The 18,944-nt window shown below is 37.6% G+C and carries 13 protein-coding genes and 1 pseudogene; 5 read left to right on the top strand and 9 right to left on the bottom strand.

Annotated elements, in window-relative coordinates; all coding sequences use genetic code 11:
* The first annotated feature begins 108 nt into the window (after positions 1-108).
* Complete coding sequence (locus ACEN4L_RS00910) at positions 109-858, top strand: sulfite exporter TauE/SafE family protein (protein ID WP_407095468.1); 750 nt, start codon at positions 109-111, stop codon at positions 856-858.
* A 62-nt stretch (positions 859-920) separates the two neighbouring features.
* On the opposite strand, the gene ACEN4L_RS00915 is transcribed toward ACEN4L_RS00910, so the two are convergent.
* From ACEN4L_RS00915 to ACEN4L_RS00925, 3 genes are all read right to left on the bottom strand, one after another.
* Positions 921-1,103, bottom strand: a complete 183-nt coding sequence (locus ACEN4L_RS00915) for an IS3 family transposase (protein WP_407095568.1) — start codon at positions 1,101-1,103, stop codon at positions 921-923.
* Between the two features lie 663 nt (positions 1,104-1,766).
* A complete protein-coding gene (locus ACEN4L_RS00920) occupies positions 1,767-4,265 on the bottom strand; it encodes an ATP-dependent RecD-like DNA helicase (RefSeq protein ID WP_407095469.1) in 2,499 nt (832 codons plus the stop codon).
* 84 nt (positions 4,266-4,349) lie between these two features.
* Positions 4,350-5,030 (bottom strand): tetratricopeptide repeat protein, encoded by a 681-nt coding sequence (locus ACEN4L_RS00925; protein WP_407095470.1) that lies wholly within the window; start codon positions 5,028-5,030, stop codon positions 4,350-4,352.
* A gap of 162 nt (positions 5,031-5,192) precedes the next feature.
* On the opposite strand from ACEN4L_RS00925, the gene ACEN4L_RS00930 reads away from it, so the two are divergent.
* Positions 5,193-6,560, top strand: coding sequence for a metallophosphoesterase (locus ACEN4L_RS00930; RefSeq protein ID WP_407095471.1), 1,368 nt, complete (start codon positions 5,193-5,195; stop codon positions 6,558-6,560).
* An 81-nt stretch (positions 6,561-6,641) separates the two neighbouring features.
* Here ACEN4L_RS00930 and ACEN4L_RS00935 read toward each other — a convergent pair whose 3' ends face one another.
* Entirely contained in the window at positions 6,642-8,084 is a 1,443-nt protein-coding gene (locus tag ACEN4L_RS00935; protein ID WP_407095472.1) for a 6-phospho-beta-glucosidase, read from the bottom strand.
* Between the two features lie 263 nt (positions 8,085-8,347).
* Here ACEN4L_RS00935 and ACEN4L_RS00940 point away from each other — a divergent pair, with 263 nt between their 5' ends.
* Both ACEN4L_RS00940 and ACEN4L_RS00945 read left to right on the top strand, forming a co-directional pair.
* Entirely contained in the window at positions 8,348-9,052 is a 705-nt protein-coding gene (locus ACEN4L_RS00940) for a GntR family transcriptional regulator (protein WP_407095473.1), read from the top strand.
* A 1,165-nt stretch (positions 9,053-10,217) separates the two neighbouring features.
* Positions 10,218-10,301: pseudogene (locus ACEN4L_RS00945) on the top strand (SEC-C metal-binding domain-containing protein); the annotation flags it as partial.
* A 58-nt stretch (positions 10,302-10,359) separates the two neighbouring features.
* On the opposite strand, the gene ACEN4L_RS00950 reads toward ACEN4L_RS00945, so the two are convergent.
* The 4 genes from ACEN4L_RS00950 to mnmA form a co-directional block, all read right to left on the bottom strand.
* The gene (locus ACEN4L_RS00950) at positions 10,360-10,701 is read right to left on the bottom strand and encodes a nucleotide pyrophosphohydrolase (RefSeq protein ID WP_407095474.1); all 342 of its coding nucleotides are present in this window, start codon (positions 10,699-10,701) and stop codon (positions 10,360-10,362) included.
* Complete coding sequence (locus ACEN4L_RS00955) at positions 10,694-12,472, bottom strand: DUF2075 domain-containing protein (RefSeq protein ID WP_407095475.1); 1,779 nt, start codon at positions 12,470-12,472, stop codon at positions 10,694-10,696. Before ACEN4L_RS00955 ends, ACEN4L_RS00950 begins: the two co-directional genes overlap by 8 nt.
* Before the next feature lie 419 nt (positions 12,473-12,891).
* Entirely contained in the window at positions 12,892-14,673 is a 1,782-nt protein-coding gene (spxB, locus tag ACEN4L_RS00960; RefSeq protein ID WP_407095476.1) for a pyruvate oxidase, read from the bottom strand.
* A gap of 557 nt (positions 14,674-15,230) precedes the next feature.
* Positions 15,231-16,355 carry a tRNA 2-thiouridine(34) synthase MnmA gene (gene mnmA, locus ACEN4L_RS00965; protein ID WP_407095477.1) on the bottom strand — a complete coding sequence of 375 codons (1,125 nt, stop codon included), beginning with the start codon at positions 16,353-16,355 and terminating at the stop codon, positions 15,231-15,233.
* 791 nt (positions 16,356-17,146) lie between these two features.
* On the opposite strand from mnmA, the gene ACEN4L_RS00970 reads away from it, so the two are divergent.
* Positions 17,147-18,112 carry a glycosyltransferase family 2 protein gene (locus ACEN4L_RS00970; RefSeq protein WP_407095478.1) on the top strand — a complete coding sequence of 322 codons (966 nt, stop codon included), beginning with the start codon at positions 17,147-17,149 and terminating at the stop codon, positions 18,110-18,112.
* Between the two features lie 428 nt (positions 18,113-18,540).
* On the opposite strand, the gene ACEN4L_RS00975 is transcribed toward ACEN4L_RS00970, so the two are convergent.
* Positions 18,541-18,876, bottom strand: a complete 336-nt coding sequence (locus ACEN4L_RS00975; protein ID WP_407095479.1) for a cysteine desulfurase — start codon at positions 18,874-18,876, stop codon at positions 18,541-18,543.
* Positions 18,877-18,944 lie beyond the last annotated feature (68 nt).

Raw genomic sequence — 18,944 nt, forward strand, 5'->3', positions numbered from 1 at the left:
TTTTTTGCCTTAATCTTTCAACAAGTATGGTAAAATGAAGACTTGTAATATCTAGTTCAAAAATGTCTTTATCCCTGTTCATTGGGAGACAAAAAGGAGTTTATTTCTGTGGATGCAACAATTATTTTACTGGTGGTCGGAGTCGTTTTTCTAGGTTCTTTGATGCGTGCTGTTTTTGGATTTGGCGACTCAGTCGTCAGTATGCCATTATTGGCTTTATTGCCGATTAGTTTTTCAACTTCAGTTTCTTTAATCGGGTTAGCAGGATTTACGGTCGCCATACTGACTGTTCTTTCAGGTTGGAAAGAGGTTGATCGGCCTGTTTTACGGCGACTGTCATTGGCTACACTAATAGGGATTCCATTCGGCTTAGGGCTGGTCAAATTTGCTCCGAAAATACTGATTACTTCCATATTAAGTATTTTTCTTATTCTTTATGGGATTTATTCCCTCTCTAACCCAAACCTTAACCAGACTAAACTGGGTAAAAAACTGCAAGGTCCGATGGGTACAGGACCATTTGGTTTTGCTGCTGGTATGTTGGGCAGTGCGTACAATATGAATGGCATACCTATAGTAGTCTATGGTACTATGCGAAAATGGGATCCAATTGTTTTTAGAGAAACGTTACAAGCTCATTTTTTGGTTTCCAGTCTGATGATTATTATTGGCCATTTTTTAGGTGGATTTTGGTCAAAAGAGTTATTTATTTTGTATGGCTTTTCACTCCCAGCAATTGCTTTGGCTATTTGGCTAGGCAACTTCTTGTATAGTCGAATCCCCAGTCAACAATTTAAGCGCTATGTTTTTATCTTGATTATTCTGTTGGGTATTTTCTTATGGATTGATTTTCTTTAGCATACACTACAATAAAAAAACTCTAACTTTTCGGTCTTGACCCTGAAAAGTTAGAGTTTTTATTATGTAATTGATGGGCTGATTTGAGTTTGGAATTTAACCGAACTTAGTCCAGGCAATTTTGCTTTTGATCGAGCAAGGTTGTACCATTTGATGTATTTCCACGTTTCTAAATTTATGTTGGTGTTGGCACTGCTAATCTTTAATAGAGTGAATAATGGAATGAATAGTGTGGAATGCTCTATTCAGCGTGAAATGAAATATTTGTTTAATGAGTAAATGAAGGCTTGCTCCTTACATTATCCCGTTCTTCATCAAGATGGTTTTACTCTTGATGTTCAAACCTCATTCTTCATCAAGGAAGTTTTACTCTTGATGTTTAAACCCCATTCTTCATCAAGGAAGTTTTACTCTTGATGTTTAAACCCCATTCTTCATCAAGGAAGTTTTACTCTTGATGTTCAAACCCCATTCTTCATCAAGGAAATTTTACTCTTGATGTTCAAACCTCATTCTTCATCAAGGAAGTTTTACTCTTGATGTTCAAATCTCATTCTTCATCAAGGAAGTTTTACTCTTGATGTTCAAACCCCATTCTTCATCAAGGAAGTTTTACTCTTGATGTTCAAACCCCATTCTTCATCAAGAAGACATTAAATAAATCCTTCTTTGAAGAATAGTCAAAAACAATAGCGCTACTAGTTGTCTCTAGCACCCTCGTATACTATTCGAGCAGCGATGATTTGTTTCTTCGTTAATAAATAATCGCTCAAAGAACTCTTAAAAATTCTTGAACAAAGGTAGCTTGAATTCCTCTCTTCCCTATATCTTGCATAGAAAATAGCCCCCAAAAATTAGATTTTACTCTAACTTTTGGGGGTCACTCTCAAAAAGGAATCTTTCTTGAATTACATTTGATAAGGGGACACACCTTCCATGCCAATCATGGGGTCGATGTCTTTCATATTAGATGCGGTTAATCGGTAGTCTAAGACTACTTTCGAAGTTTTAGTTTCCACAGACACTGAATGCGTTTCTTCACTTGTCACTGGAACCACCCGTTCAGCTTGTTTACTTGATTTATTTGTTTCCGTGATTTCTTCCGCTTTTGGAGCTTCAGTCGTTGCTTGTTCTTCCCCTGATTCACCCGTGATACGCTCTTTCAACGTGGTCAACCGATTGGCAGAAGATTTCATCACACTTTCGTGAAAAGCTGGAATCTCTCCGCACAAGATCAGCAATTCACTGGCTCTGGTAATCGCCGTGTACAATAAATCTCGCCGAAGCATCCGGTGATAATTGCGCACCATTGGCAAAATAACCATTTTAAACTCGCTACCTTGAGACTTATGGATCGAACAACAATAAGCTAAAGTGATTTTATTCCATTCATTTCGTTTGTAAGTGACCTCATTGGCATCAAACCGCAAAATCAGCTCATCTACCTTATCTTCCGTTTCTTTCGCGTAAGAAATCCCGACGATTTCACCCATATCCCCGTTGAACACATTCATTTCCGGGTAGTTGACCAATTGCAGGACTTTATCCCCGATACGATAGACTTTATTGTTGAACGTTACTTCTTTTCGGCGCCCAGTATCGTTGGGATTTAAAATTTCTTGCAGCATTTTGTTCAATGCATCAATCCCTGCTGGACCACGGTACATGGGCGCCAATACTTGGATATCTTGAGCTGTAAAGCCTTTTAATTTCGCTTTACTCACTACTTGACGAATCACTTCTTCAATTTGAAAGGCGGAACAATTGAAGAACGATCGATCGCGTTGCGGTTTTTGAAAATCGTTGGGCAGCTCTCCATTTTTAATATTGTGCGCCAAAGTGATAATCGACGAACCATCCCCTTGACGGTAAATCTCATTCAACTCCATACTCGGAACTTTCTGGCTGGCAAGTAAATCATGCAGCACTTGGCCGGGACCGACAGAAGGCAATTGATCTTTATCTCCTACAAATAAAACCTGCATATGATTCGGAACAGCTCTCAACAATTGATTGGCCAGCCAAGTATCCACCATGGACATCTCATCCACGATCAATAATCCGCCATCCAATTCCTTTTCAGATTGTTCGCTATCCGGATTTTCCGTTCCATTCAAACCTAATAAACGATGAATGGTACTGCTCGGCAATCCGGTCGCTTCATTCATCTTTTTCGCAGCTCTTCCCGTAGGAGCCGCCAACAAAATAGGAAAAGGTTTCTCTTCCGTATAATCATTGACATCTAACGACAATCCATTTAACTCAGCATACAATGTCACGATACCATTTAAAACGGTTGTCTTCCCTGTCCCAGGACCACCCGTCAAAATAAACACAGGAGATTGAACCGCTTTTTTTATCGCCTCTTTTTGCGAATTGCCGTATTGGATCGCAAATGTTTTTTCGACGATTGCGATTTCTTTTTCAATATCTTGGGTGTAATTGATTTTTGATTTGCTTTCCAACAACCGTTCAATCGAAGTCGCTATTCCCCATTCAGCAGCAAACAACGATCGGATATACAATTTACCCTCATCTTCAATCAGCTTGTTTTCTTCGATCAAATGCAGGACTTCATCTGCCACGCTTTCAGGCTCAATCAAGAAAGAACGACTGGATTCCAAGACTTCGATTGTTTTGGTAAGCAAATTTTCCGCATTTGTATACGTATCTCCATTAGACATGCACAATTCATTTAATGAAAACATAATAGCAGCTTTGATCCGCATCGGAGAATCAGCTTTAAACCCTAATTGTTCTGCAATTGCATCGGCTTTTTTAAATCCTACATGCTCGACCTCTTCCAGCAAACGATAGGGATTTTCCTGGATCACTTCTAAGGTTTGTTCTTGATAGGTCTGATAGATGCTGTATGCCAGTTGACTACCAAAGCCAAATTGATTCAATCCGATAATGATTTTTTCCATGCCATTATTTTGCTGAATCACTTCTACAATCGTATCGCGTTTTTTTTGATTGAGTTGAGTAATCTGTTCTAAGACATTCGGATCTGCGTTGATCCGATCAATCGCTTCTTCACCCAACGCATCCACGATTGCTTCAGCCGTTTTTTCTCCAATACCAGGGAATTTATCGCTTGATAGATAGGCAATGACTCCTTCAGCTGAAGTTGGTTTCTCTTGATGGTACCGGCTGGAAGTAAACTGCACACCAAACTTAGGATGGTCCACTAACTTCCCATAAAAACGGTACACTTCTTCTTCCTGGATCTGACCAAAATTTCCGGTAATCACGACTTCTTGTTCTTTGTAGTCACTATTGGTTTCGGCAATTTGAATCAACAACACTTTATAAAAATTGGACGGATTTTGAAAAAAGATCGCTTTAACTCCCCCAACGATATATGGTTCTGTTGTTGCATCAAATAACTCTTCTTGAAAATCCAAATTCTCTCCACCCTTTTCTGCGTGTTTCTTAAACGCGTTGGGTAAGGCAGCTCACACGTCTTACCCAACGCTCTTATTTTCGTGCTACTCTTCTTTTTTAGTGACAACTGATTCAATTTCTTTTAATTGCTGCGCATAAGTCAAAAACTGTTCCGGATCCAATTGTTTGGCTTTTTGCAAACAATCTTTCCCCTCTTTAGGGTCTTGCTGCAGGACTCTTTTAGCTAATCCTTTTTTGAACCACGCTTCTGCATTTTTTTCATCCAATGCGATCACTTTGTCAAAATAGCTCTCTGCATCTAAAAACGATTCTGTCTGCAACAAACTATTTCCAATCATTAGCAAGATCATCGTATCTTCTGGATGATGGACTTCTGCTTCCAACAAATAGGCTAACGCTAATTTCGGTTGGTGTAAAGCTAGATAACACTGCCCGATCATAGCAGCAGCTTCTCCTTTAAAAATACTCTTTTGTTGCTGGAACACGGATAAGTAATTGTTCAATGCTTCAGTATAGTGCTGTTGCTGATAGTGCCAATTTCCATAAGCATATAGAAATGACTCCTCTGCAGCAAATTTTTCACCCGCCATCTCCAAGACAGCTTTCGCATCTGCAAACTTTTTAGCAGCAATCAATAAACTGATCAGATTATAATAGCCTTCTTTTTCACTTGGTTCTTCATCAATCGCTCTGAATAAGAGTTCTAAAGCTTCAGCAGCTTTGCCGTCATTCCATAACGCCAAGGCTTTTTGATTTAAATCCATACTTCCAGCCTCCTTAAAACACTCCATTCTATTTTACACTAAAAGTGTCTTTTGGACTACCGTCTGAGATAGAACTTGTTTTAATCTCTATCATACACTAGTGAGTCTTCACTATTTGTATTATAATGAACAAACAAACTACGGTCTCAAGAGGTGCTCGCTATGAAAAAGAAAACAATAGCCGGAATCATTCTGTTTCTGACTGGTGTACTGGTATTTGTCTTTGGTATGGGACAATCCATTGAATCGACTGAACTGAAACGCGATCCGCTTATGCCAACTGAAGCTATTTCTAAAACAGATTCTATTTGGATAATCACTGATGTGCATTACTTATCACCTTCTCTGTTTGATAATGGAGAAAATTTTGACTACATCCAACAAACATCAGCTGGAAAAGAACTGGATTACCCAACAGAACGAATGGAAGCACTTGTATGGCAAATAGAAAAAGAACGACCGAAACTACTGATCGTCAGTGGCGATTTGACCTTAAACGGAGAAAAACAAAGCGCATTGGACTTAGCAGATTATTTTCATCAAATAGAAGAATTGGGGACACAAGTCTACGTCATTCCCGGCAATCATGATATCTCAAATGGCTGGGCCAGAAAATTCAATGGAGACAGTCAAGAAAAGACAACCCAAATATTGCCGCAAGACTTTCAAACGATTTTTAGTGACATGGGGTATACCGAGGCTTTTTCGGTAGACGAGCATTCTTTAAGTTATGCCGTACAACCGTACACTGATTTGATTTTATTGATGCTGGACACCAATGTTTATTCCCAAACAGAAGGCAAAGGCGCTCCTCCTTCAAATGGATTGTTAAAAAAGGAAACCTTGGTTTGGATGGAATCTGTGTTGAAAGAAGCTAAAGAAACTGAGGCAACTGTCTTACCTGTGTTACATCACAATTTACTCGAGCACAATGACTTTATGACGAATGGATTTACCCTGGATAATGCACAAGTTGTCCAAGAATTATTTGCCAAGTATGAAACAAACGTGGCTTTTTCTGGTCACACTCATGTCCAAGATATCGCCAACAAAGAAGATTCTTTATACGATATCACAACGGCTGCTTTTTCCATTATGACTCCTAGTATTGGGCAGATCACGATTGATAGCAAACAACTGAATTACCAGAAAAGCACTTTAGACGTAGACAGCTGGGCTGCTGAAACGAACCAAACGGATGAGCAGCTGTTGCATTATGCAGACTACGCTACTTCTTTATTTGTTAAGGACGGTATCGATATGGGATTGCGGCAGATAATCGAAGAACAATGGTATGACAAAACCAATCCTGATGAAGTGGGCACCTTTGTCGGTGAAAACAATCGCCTCTTTTTTAGCGGAGAATCTTCTCAAATCAGTTCCGCTGAAGCTGAACTGATGAAACAGACATCTGCTTATCAAGCCATTAAAGAGTATTCTAGAGGATTTTTGCTACGGTATACGGATAATATTTTAAAACTTAACGGACAGTCCGATCTGACATTGACTCTCCCTCTGTTCAAAGACTAGTCTCCCTACTCTCAAATTAGGAAAAAAAGAAAAAACTCTCTCATTGCTGAATATACAACAATGAGAGAGTCAAACTTTTCATTACAATTGTTCTCCATTTGTTTCGATGACTTTTTTATACCAGTCAAACGAATCTTTCTTGCTTCGTTCCATCGTTCCGTTGCCTTCATTATCCCGGTCTACATAAATCATACCGTAACGTTTTTTCATTTCTCCAGTTGTGAAAGAAACGATGTCAATGATGCCCCAAGGTGTATACCCCATCAATTCAACACCATCATGGTCTATCGCGATGCCCATTTGTTTGATGTGTTCACGCAAGTAAGAGATACGAGCTTCATCATGGATGCTGCCGTCTTCTTCGACAATATCAATCGCACCAAACCCGTTTTCTACAATAAATAGCGGAATTTGATAACGATCCCAGAAACGATTCAATGTATAACGCAGACCTACCGGATCAATCGTCCAACCCCAGTCACTAGCTTTTAGATATGGGTTGTCTACTTGATAAGGAATCTTACCATGCACGTTAGCAGCCTCATCATCGTTATTTTCATCTTTATGATCCACCACATTAGACATGTAATAGCTGAACCCTAGATAGTCCACTTTACCTTGTGCTAATATTTCATCGTCACCTTCTTGAATAGGTATATTCAAGCCTTCACGATCAAATTCCTTCAGCGTATAGTTTGGATAATACCCGCGTACTTGTACATCCGGGAAGAAATAACGCAAATGCATTGATTCTTCAGCCAACATAGCATCTTCTGGATGAGCAGTTAATGGATAGATCGGTACATGAGACACCATTGCCCCAATTTGGAAATCAGGATTGATTTCGTGACCGATTTTCACTGATAGAGCACTTGCCAACAACACATGGTGCGCTGAAGTATACATCACTTCTTTAGCGTTTTCGCCTTCTTCAACTTGAACCCCTACATTTGTCCATAAGAAAATCGGGTTTGTGTAATCCATCATATTGTTGATTTCATTAAATGTCATCCAGTATTTCACTTTGTCTTTGTAACGCTCAAAAACTACTTCGGCAAATTTAACAAAGAAATCGACTACTTTACGGTTTCTAAATCCACCATATGTTTGTGCTAAGTGCAGCGGCATTTCAAAGTGAGTCAACGTAATGACCGGTTCGATACCATTTTTCAATAATTCATCAAATAAATCATCGTAAAATTGAAGTCCAGCTTCATTTGGCTCAGCTTCGTCGCCTTTCGGGAAAATACGCGTCCAGTTGATAGATGTGCGTAAACTGTTCAATCCCATTTCAGCAAACAACGCCACATCTTCTTTATAACGATTGTAAAAATCAATGGCTTCGTGATTCGGATAAAATTTACCTTCTTCAACCGTTTTCGTGATTTCACGCGGTTTACCAGCTGCACCAGCTGTCATCACATCAGCGACACTTGGCCCTTTACCACCTTGATCCCAGCCACCTTCGAATTGGTGAGCTGCTAACGCTCCGCCCCATAAGAAATCTTTTGGAAATTTAGACATATATATCCTCCTATTTTTTGATAATTACTATCGAATCTTTTACTTCTTTTGAATGAGAGACTAACAACTTAGCGTATCTATCAGTGTTTGTTACAATAATCGCTGGAAAGATTTTTATTTTTCATGTTCTTATTCCTTCACACTTAAAAAGTGTATGGGTACAATTTATTTACTGTGATTACAGCATAGATTATACCCATACGATTTGTCAATGCCCTTACAATTCAAAATATGTTATAATTTTCTGTAAAGGGGCAAAAGTGATGAACAAATACCATGAAGTTGCCAATAAAATCAATACCTATATTCAAGAGAATAATTTAACTCGTGGGTATAAATTACCAACTCTCACAGAATTAGAAGGTACATATAAAGTTGGTAAAAACACGATTATTAAAGCCTTAGAAGTTCTAGAGACAAATGGCGTGATTTACCAAGTACGAGGCAGCGGTACATATGTCCGCGGACGTCACCGAAAAGGATTTGTTAATTTAACGGATGTACAAGGGTTTCATAGCATTTTTAGAGAATTCAATTTGTCTTCTAAGGTCATTGAATTAAAGGAAATAGAAGCACCTTCGAATGTCGCAGACATACTGGAACTTACAGATCAAGAAATCATTTATTATATTAAACGCGTCCGCTACATTGAATCTCGCCCATTTTGTGTGGAAGAATCCTATTACCTCAAAACGGTAGTACCTTATTTGAATGAAGAAATTGCCAGCCAGTCTGTTTTCAACTATTTAACAGAAGATTTAAAAATAAATATCCGTTTTTCAGATTTATTTATGCGGATTGGCAAATTAAATCAAGAAGAAGCTGGATATTTAGAATTGGAAACTCACGATCCCTCGTTAAATATCGAAAGCATTTATTATTTAAGCAACGGTCGTCCATTCAACTATTCCTTAATCAAATACCATCACGAAGAAGCACAATTCTTTGTGCAGGGAAATAATTTTTAAGTTGTTTTTAAATTATCAAAAAGAACAAACTCTTTTTTTAAAGGAGACATACCTCATGTCAGAAAAACTAACTACAGAAATAATTAGCGAACTATATGATCATGTCCTTGTTTTGCATAAACCAGTCTTTTCGTTTACGGAATGCCTAACAACTTATTCAAAAGAAGATATGGTTGCAATAGCCACCGACCTTCGTTATAAAGTGCGCCGCAGTAAAACAAAAACTGTTATTGCCGAAGATTTCTTTGAAGAGCTATCTTTGAAAAGCCAGCATCGGTTATCTTTTCAACCAAAAGAAAATATTCAACTCTTAAAACAACTGATGAATGGTCCAAAAAAAATTGATTTTATTCCCTTCTCTCGTAAAAATCCAGACCTATTTGATTTAATTTATTTTCGCTGGGTCTTTTTATTTTATTACAAGGATACTTACACCTTAGTACTGCCAAATGAGACCAAAGAAATGGTGCAAAGTTTTATTGATGATCCTGATTTTAGAGAAGTAAATAAAAAGAACAATCTGCTCCGTGAGTATGCAGAGGCGTTTATGAACCTATACGGTGTTTTTGAAACAGAATTTTTCTTACAAGTGTGGTGTCAACACAACAAACAATACCCATTCGAACTCGATGAATTATTGCTTGAATTAATTGGGTTGGCTTGGTTTGATGAACGACTCAGATTTACAGATAATCTGGAACACATCTTTGATAACTCTGTTATGGATGAGGATGAAGTACCTATTTTCATGTCACAGTCTTCGCACCACGATTATTACCAACCAACAAAATCCGACATCAAATATTTTGCTAAACACGAATTCGACGAACGAACTGCTCAATACAAGAAAATGGAACAGTTTTTCGCTAAAACGCTGAATGCAGAAAATCTTGTAGATATCATGGATATGATTATGGTATATATTAAACTCGATTTTCGCCTGCAAAATCTAGTGAATGAACTAGACAGCCAGTTTGGCATTCTTTTTGATGGTCTGAAAGACTTAGAAGAATTTAGCTCTCTCTATTCAAACTTAAACAACCATTCACGAAAATGGTCCAATCGTGGCCATACTCCAAGAGAACTATTTAAAAATCATCATACATTGTCCTCTGTTCCTAACAATGTTGTTCCATTTACAAATAAGTTCGTCGGAAAACAAGAACCTATCCAAGCAAAAAAAGTTGGTCGAAATGAACCTTGTCCATGCGGCAGCGGGAAGAAATACAAACATTGTCACGGGAAATAGCATGTTACTAAAAAGCCAACAAGCAACTTTCTGCTTATTGGCTTTTTGAATACTATTGCTATTCAAAATCAGTGTATTTAGCATTATTCCCTTTACTTTTACTCACAGGATATTTTTCATTGTTTTTTTGCAGTTTTTCATCTATTATTTCCTCAATACTCAAATTGAGATTATCTGCTAACATATGAGAATATATCAATACATCTGCTAATTCTTCCTTAATCTGTTCTAATTTTGTTTCTTTTACTTCTTCGGCTGATTTCCATTGAAATAGTTCAAGTAATTCTGAAGCTTCTAATGAAATAGAGATGGCTAAATCTTTTTCATTATGAAATTGACGCCAATCTCTGTCATCTCTAAATTCATTTACTTTCTCCATAATACTTTTTTCTTTACTCATTATGTGTTTTCTCCTTTGCTGCATTTAATAGCGCTTTTTGAAGTTCCTCATCTACCGCGTAAATATATAAACCATTTACCCCTCTTGTTAAAAGCACATTTAATTCGTTTTTTAACAGCATATCAGAAAACTGTTCTTTTTTTCCGTTCTTTAATGTTCTTTGGCGAGTAGCTTTTTTATTTTGACTGAAACTTCTATCGAATACAATTTCTCCATTTCTATATTTTACAGAAGGACCGATAATCACACCTGCATAGTTCAGGTCAAATCCTTGAATAGTAAATGTAGAACCCACTTCATCAATAGTTTGTTCTTGTTCTGCCCAAGAAAGGCTTCTATTTTGTCTCTTTTGCTCTTTCGTTTGAGGCAGTTGCAGATTCCAAGGTAGAGACCAATTCCCTATCTTAACTCTCCAATAATCATCCTTTTCTGGTTTTCTTTTATCAACGTATTCCCAATCAAATGTTGCAGTAATTCGGGAAATACCTGAATTCTCATTTTTTGCTTTTTCTTTAATAGCTTGATGCATTTCTTCTGGAGATTTAAAAATTTTCAACTCATATCCTTTAGCATCCTGAAGAATGGGTTTGATATCTTTATCGTCAGTCATTGATCTTATCCAATCAACAGTGCTCTGACTCGCATTAATCCTCATCTGATTTTCTAAACGGATATAATTCCCTTTTAAATTCGCCTCATGTTCCAAAGCAAGTAGTTCCTCTTCTTCCCAATATTGTTCAGTGGAAAGAACTTGATTGATGTCAAAAACCGCTACCACCACTCTTGCTCTCTCCATTAAATCATATAGCTGATTCTTTCCTCTATAAGATTGCTTCCCTTGTGTCCATAACAAATGAGCCTCATCTACAATAACAACATCTACTTTTTCTTCTGGAGTATGATTATTGATAAATGTAGTTGGTTTGCTGACTAAATTAGGGACTTTCTTAGAAGTAATTCCTAATTTGTTTGCAATTTGTTGATAAACTTTCAACTGTTGCTCATGATTTACGAGCAAATAACTATTTGCTTTTTGCAAGACGATATTTTCTGACTCTTCTTGAGTTAGCTGTTTTAATTCGTAAAAAAGACTGCTCATTAAAACTGTTTTACCTGAACCTGCTTCTCCTGCTACTAAAATCAATTCACCTGACTTATCTCTCGTTAGCGCCTCCATAATTTTCAAGATAATCTTGTCCTTAGCATGAATTTGTTCATCACTTAGTTTATGAAAGGGCGAAGCTTTAAATAGAGCAGAGTCTTTGATTATTTTTTCAACAGGGAAAAGGGTTTTATTCTTCTTTCTTAATTTTCTCCAAATCTTAGAAAAAATCTCATCTAGTTTATCTGCCGTATAATATTCTTTTTGTTGATTCGTTCTTCGATTATACACAGTTTGAACTGAATCGATACTAGACATGTACATCATTAATTTATTTTCAATGTCTAGAGTCAACGATTTATTAAAATAATTATGACCTATTATGTACATCTTTGAATCTTCTGAATTTGCGAGTTCTTCCCAATCTTCTCTTTTTTTGGGATCTTCAATAAGATGTTGTTTGGTTCTTTGCCTTATATCAGAAGTTTCTCCGATATAAACTGAAAATTTACGGCTCTTTTTTTCATCATGAACAATATAAACTGTAGGATAATCCAATAGGTATTTTGCATTAGGTCCTTCTTCTTGAAGGATTCCAACTTCTAAACTTCCCACTGCTTCCTTGCTATAGTCTATTTCATATATAACTGGATTAGAGATGTCACTCATTTTTTTACCTTCCTTTCAAAGCAAAGTTTTATTACTACGATAACTTTCTAACAAGATAGTTCTAGATATTTCACTCCTATCTTATCCAATTCTTCAATTTAAGCGAAATAAAGCAGTCGCTAAACATCATAGTAGACAAGATTATTTGATTTCTTACAGGCAAAAAAGCTGTAATGAAATACAAATATTGTCACAGGAATTAGAATGTAAAATTTATCACGTGTTTTTTCTCACTCGATGGATATATATATTTTTTTAATTGTTTTATCTTTTAAGCTTATTATATAAAGTTGAAAAATCAAGCATTTTTTTCATTAAGGTTGGCTAACGTCTTTAAAAAAAACTAACAAAAAAAAGACAAGCCGCTTTAAATAAGCGACTTGCCTTTTTATTAAACTATCAGTTGCAGTTTAGAAAAATTATTTAGTTGCGATAGATTCTAGACCTTCAGCTTTTAGGTATGCGCTAAATGGTACTAATTCTTCAGCTTCATATTTTTCTTTGTAAGCTTTGATTTCTTCTTCACTGTAGAATGAAGGGTCTAATTTCAATGTTTCTACTGGAATTGGACGATCTTTAGTAATTTTAGCATCGATTACAACAGTTTTACCTGCTTTGTTAGCTTTAACAGCTTCAGCCATTACTTGATCCATGTCTTCGATACGGCTTACTGTGAAACCAACAGCTCCTTGAGCTTCACCAATTTTAGCGTAGTCTACATCAGTAAATTCAGTACCGAAAGTATTTGTGTTTGTATCTTCATATTTGTTCTTGATGAATCCATACTCAGTGTTAGTGAATACTACGTTGATAGCAGGCATGTCGTAACGTACGTTAGTAACAACGTCTTGGTAGTTCATAGAGAACGCACCGTCACCCATTAAGTTAAATACTTGACGTCCAGGGTAAACATTATTAGCTGCAATACCACCTGGAAGTGCGATACCCATTGAAGCAAATAATGGAGAAGTTCTCCACATGTTTTTAGGAGTCATGTGCAAGTGACGGATAGATGTTTGAGTTGAGTTACCAACATCAATTGAGTAGATTGCATCTTCGTCAGCATATTTGTTGATAGCGTTATATACTTGATAAAGTTGTAAAGCACCAGATTCTTTTGTTTCCAACTTAGTCATGTAGTCACGCCAGTTTTGAACGTTTTTCAAGTTAGCATTCCACCAAGCTGATTCTTCAACAGGTGCTACTTTTTCTAGTAATGAATGAACTGCTTCACCAGCATCACCAAGAATAGCAACATCTGCGTTATGACGTTTACCAAGCATTGTTGGATTGTTGTCGATTTGGATGAATTTTTCAACGCTTCCGAAAGTATTTTCTACTTCAGCAAACGGGAAGTTTGAACCAACGAAAAGAACTGTATCTGCTTCTCTAACAGTTTCGTTAGCTGGTTTCCAACCAACACGGTATGTTGAACCAGTTAATCCTTCAAAGTCATAGTCGAAAGTTTCAAAGTTTTTACCAGTTGTGATAACTGGAGCTTTAAGTTTACGAGATAATTCTTGAACTGCTGGACCATGTCCCATAGTTCCGATACCTGCATAGATTACAGGACGTTTAGCGTTGTTTAATACTTCAACAGCTGCATCGATATCTGCTTCGTTGATTGCAGAAGAAACGTAATCACGGTAGCTGTGACCTGAAGAGTAGAATGCGTCATTAGCAATTTCATGGTAACCGAAGTCGCCAGGTACTTCTAATACAGCTACTCCACGTTTAGAGATAGCAGTACGGATTGCATCGTCGATCAATTTTGGTAATTGTTCAGCGTAAGCAACACGACGGTTGTATACTGCGATGTGATCGAACATTGGGTTTTGGTTTAATTCTTGGAATGCGTCCATGTTTAATTCACGTTGTGGACGAGATCCTAAGATAGCTAAAACTGGTGTGTTATCCATTGCTGCATCGTAAAGACCATTGATTAAGTGAGAAGCACCAGGACCACCTGATCCAACACAAACACCCAATTTGCCTCCGAATTTCCATTGCATTACAGCTGCCATGGCTCCAACTTCTTCATGTTTTACTTGTAGGAATTTAATGTCTGTCTCGTCTTGTTCTCCTAAAGCTTCCATTAAAGGAGCTAGAGTTCCTGAAGGAATACCATAAATTGTGTCTATTCCCCATCCTGCTAATACTTTTAGTGAAGCTGTACTAACTTTAGTTTTTCCATCTGTCATTATAAAAATCCTCCTAGATAATTTCACAAAATAAATGCAAAATCAATTTTACCACGTTTAAATTAAGAATCAAGCTTTATTTCCTTTTAAAACACATTTCTGTGAAAAAAGTACAGCTTTCTCAATCTACTCTAACTAGCCATTCCGATTTTTAAACGCTGTTTCATTCCTTACGAAAAACTGTTTAACCGTTCTACTTCCTGTTCTGTAATGATTTCGCTGCCTTTTGCTAACTCTGATCCAATGTTCTCCTCCACAAAACTAAGTGATTTTCTTACTCCCTTTAATAATAAATGGATTTTCTACTGAATTTAAAAAAACAGTAACTCGTGGCTTCATTTGCTCCCGTTTCGAGAATTGATTCACTAAAGGAACTAATTTTAACAGGGTTACCCCCGAGAAGTTTGACTTCATGTTAGCATGAATCAACACTCGACTAAGGAAATGTTTCAAATAAAAACACTGCATGAGGTATTTATGGAAAACGTATTACACTTAATTTGACAAACTAACGCACAAAAAAGGATTGAAACAAGTCTGTTCCAATCTTTTTTTGTTTACACGTAATGCAATTCTTTCACATTGCTATATGCCTTGTCGATTGTTCCGCCGCCTAAACATTCGTCGCCATCGTAGAAGACAACCGATTGTCCTGGTGTGATCGCTCGCACGGGTTCGTCAAATTCAACTGTAGCGCTCGTTCCATCGCTGTTCATATGAACAGTTACGCCTGTATCTGCTTGGCGGTAACGAAATTTAGCGGTACATTTAAACGTAGCCGGTTTTGCTTCCTTAGAAGTAAAGTGGATATCTGACGCTTCTAAATGAGTTGCGTACAACCATTCGTGGTGGTAGCCTTGACCAACATAAAGAGTGTTGGTTTCAAGATCTTTTCCGATTACGAACCATGGATCATTTGTTTTACCGCCGCCGCCAATTCCTAAACCTTGACGTTGTCCGATCGTGTAATACATCAATCCATCGTGTTGGCCTTTGATTTCCCCTTCAGGAGTCACCATGTTACCTGGTTGAGCTGGCAGGTATTCCATCAAGAATTTCTTGAAGTCGCGCTCTCCGATAAAGCAAACTCCAGTAGAGTCTTTTTTCTTAGCGGTTGCTAAGCCTGCTTCTTCAGCAATGCGGCGTACTTCTGGTTTTTCCATGCCGCCTAATGGGAACATAACTTTAGACAATTGTTCTTGTGACAATTGATTTAAGAAGTACGTTTGGTCTTTATTGTTGTCTACCCCACGCAACATATGTGTTACACCATTTTCATCACGTTCTACTCGTGCGTAATGTCCAGTAGCTACATAATCTGCCCCTAAATCCATCGCGTAGTCTAAGAAAGCTTTGAATTTGACTTCTTTGTTACACATTACATCAGGGTTAGGTGTACGGCCTTTTTTGTATTCTTCTAAGAAATACGTAAAGACTTTATCCCAATATTGTTTTTCGAAGTTGATCGAATAGTACGGAATCCCGATTTGATTTGCTACAAGAGCGACATCATTGTAATCATCCGTTGCGGTACACATACCGAATTCATCCGTATCGTCCCAGTTTTTCATAAAAATACCTACAACGTCGTATCCTTGCTCTTTTAAGACATGAGCTGTTACTGACGAATCAACGCCGCCACTCATTCCTACAACAACACGGATTTTACTGTTGTCTGTCATTTTATCACCATCATTTCAAATAGATTCTGAAAATCTTAACGATTTGAAGGTCGTATTTTTCCAGTCTTACCTATTATACTAACTATTAATAGGAATGCAAGGTTTGCCGATCAAAAAATGGCTTTTTGTTAAAAAGTATGGGTGTCCGTCTCAATCACGTCACACGCATGAAAAAAATTAAATAAAAAATAAGATTACGAATCTTCTCGTCTCTGGTCTGCTAAAAGAAAAATGCGGAGCCGAGCGACATGAACGAGATTTTCCATCTGTTGAGTGAAGTGGAAGACTTCGGTCTTCATTATGAGAAAGACCTGCTTTCTTTGAACTTCCCGAAATATTTAGACACGCTTTTTAAGCTGTGACTCGTTTGATACCCGTGATATTTCTAGAGGAATAGGGGTTTCTTGTAGCCATGTAAAGGATGAAATGTGAATTACGGAGCGTTGGCGCTTCAGCGCTTACGATTCCGTTTGAAGCTTGAAAGTCTGGAGACTACAGGCTCCAGACGGTCCCATGGCTTTCCACAAGCAAACCCGTCCATTCCGGAGGAAATTTCACCCCATAGAGCCGCCTTTACTTATTAAGAGAGCGTTTTAAAAAGAAGACCTTAATTCTTAGGAGAAAATACTTTTCATGCGTATGACACCCGTCTCAATAATGAATCATTGACAAAGAACAAGATAGGCGTAAACTTAAGGTGTAAAGGCTTACACCTTATTTAAATGATTTCACTCCATTTTCAATCGCCCATAATTAGTCTCTCAAACGGTTAGTGATAAGGAGGGAATACCATGATATCCGTTATTGTTCCAATCCAAAATGTTGAAAAAACACTCTCTAAAAGCCTGCATAGCATCAAAAGTCAGACCTATCGTAAATTACAGATTATTTTGATTGATAATGGGTCTATTGATAAAAGCGGTGAAATTTGCGACCGATTCGCTAAAAATGATGCTCGCTTTGAAGTCATACACATAGAGTACAGTAGTCGTTCAGTGGCTAAAAATATCGGTCTTGTACATGCTAGAGGTGAATACGTTTGTTTTGTCAATGCGATGGATTGGTTGGGCGCAGATATGTTAGAAGAACTGATGATGGCCAACCAATCCTTTAATGGAGATATGGTCACCTGCAGGTATTTTGAAAACACTCTTTCAGAATTGTATCTGATTCCTGGACCAGACGAAACAAGACTGATGTCCAAAAATGAAGCTATTCAGCTTTGTCTAGCTCAAACAAGGACTGAAGGTTTCTTGTGCAACAAACTTTATAAATTGGAGCTGTTTCATTCTGCTCCTGAAATTCGTTTTGATGAAGAGATTGACCATTACGAAGATTTATTAGTAGCTATGCAATGCTTTTTTAAGAGCAGCTCTATTGTATACAGCCCGCCTCCCCATTACCACTACTACCTTAGCCGTCATTTGTCTATCAGCGTACTTCAAAATAAACGAAAATTAACCGGACTCACAGCAATCGAGAAAGCCATTGATCTGTTGGTGCAAGATCCTTCCATTGACATTCGGATATTGAAAGATTACTATGCCCGCTTAACGCTTTCTTCTTTGTTCCTCTTAGTGAACTCGGAAAATGTACATGGTCCCTTCATCACACATCTAAGAAAACACCTCAATCATTATGACCTGTCCGATCTTCAAGACAATGATTTGAAAAGATGTGCAATGATCACCCGCAGAAACATTGGATTGGGCAAAATTTATTGGGATATGTTCTACAAAAGTAAAATGGCCGAATAACCTTTCTATTATCTAAAAAAAGCACCTAGGACACTGCCGAATCTCATCGGTGTGCTCTAGGCGCTTTAAAGACTGGTTCTACAATATTTGATGTTGGTAAGTAGAAAATACAATTTTTTTCAACTCTAAACCTATTAGAAACTCATTTTCTAGAAATTTATGGAGGAATATGGGGTTGCTTATAGCCATGAATAAGGATGCAATGGGAATTAATCCCGAGTTAAAGTTTCAGCTTTTACTCGGGGTTTGTTCTCCGCTACGCTACGCATACCATATCCGTACGTCGCTAGCGCTCCAACGGCTTCGGTAACGCTTGCAAGCCTTGAGACGCGGTTTTCGGCTCAAGGCTTTCCCATGGCTTTCCATAAGCAACCCCTTAAGCCGGAGGAAATTTCTTTACCAACATTAGAAGATGAAGAACCTAAAGACTACACTTTTTCTAAAATACCACTCTCTACAAATCCAGCCAAAACATATCCTGCACGGTCTTGTGCTTCTTTAAAGGCATCCCCTTTGTATAAGTTCACCGAACGCAACCCATTTGCGGTTACGACAGACATTTTGAACGTCTTTAGGTCGCTGGCAACTGTCATTTTTAATTTAGGACTTTTTGCTGAACCTATTTCTAAATCCCGACTAAATTGAAAATGGCCGTTCTTCGATTGTTCAAAACCGTTATCTCGTAAAGTGTATTTTTTTACGCTTTCGCTCATACGATACATATCCGTTGAGCCGTCTAATTTATCTTTTGCTAAAAATGCCATTTGACTACCACCTTTGTTGTCGTGTTAAAGCTTTTAAGGATAAAGCCTTTTCACCTTAACTATAGCAT

It is taken from the genome of Desemzia sp. FAM 23988, assembly GCF_045528365.1.
Taxonomy (GTDB): Bacteria; Bacillota; Bacilli; order Lactobacillales; family Carnobacteriaceae; genus Desemzia.

Bases quoted from the DNA above. Each gene is read 5' to 3' on its own strand.
- spxB (WP_407095476.1), bottom strand. From the start codon at position 14,673: ATGACAGATGGAAAAACTAAAGTTAGTACAGCTTCACTAAAAGTATTA.
- ACEN4L_RS00970 (WP_407095478.1), top strand. From the start codon at position 17,147: ATGATATCCGTTATTGTTCCAATCCAAAATGTTGAAAAAACACTCTCT.
- ACEN4L_RS00955 (WP_407095475.1), bottom strand. From the start codon at position 12,472: ATGAGTGACATCTCTAATCCAGTTATATATGAAATAGACTATAGCAAG.
- ACEN4L_RS00940 (WP_407095473.1), top strand. From the start codon at position 8,348: ATGAACAAATACCATGAAGTTGCCAATAAAATCAATACCTATATTCAA.
- mnmA (WP_407095477.1), bottom strand. From the start codon at position 16,355: ATGACAGACAACAGTAAAATCCGTGTTGTTGTAGGAATGAGTGGCGGC.
- ACEN4L_RS00935 (WP_407095472.1), bottom strand. From the start codon at position 8,084: ATGTCTAAATTTCCAAAAGATTTCTTATGGGGCGGAGCGTTAGCAGCT.
- ACEN4L_RS00950 (WP_407095474.1), bottom strand. From the start codon at position 10,701: ATGAGTAAAGAAAAAAGTATTATGGAGAAAGTAAATGAATTTAGAGAT.
- ACEN4L_RS00925 (WP_407095470.1), bottom strand. From the start codon at position 5,030: ATGGATTTAAATCAAAAAGCCTTGGCGTTATGGAATGACGGCAAAGCT.
- ACEN4L_RS00975 (WP_407095479.1), bottom strand. From the start codon at position 18,876: ATGGCATTTTTAGCAAAAGATAAATTAGACGGCTCAACGGATATGTAT.
- ACEN4L_RS00930 (WP_407095471.1), top strand. From the start codon at position 5,193: ATGAAAAAGAAAACAATAGCCGGAATCATTCTGTTTCTGACTGGTGTA.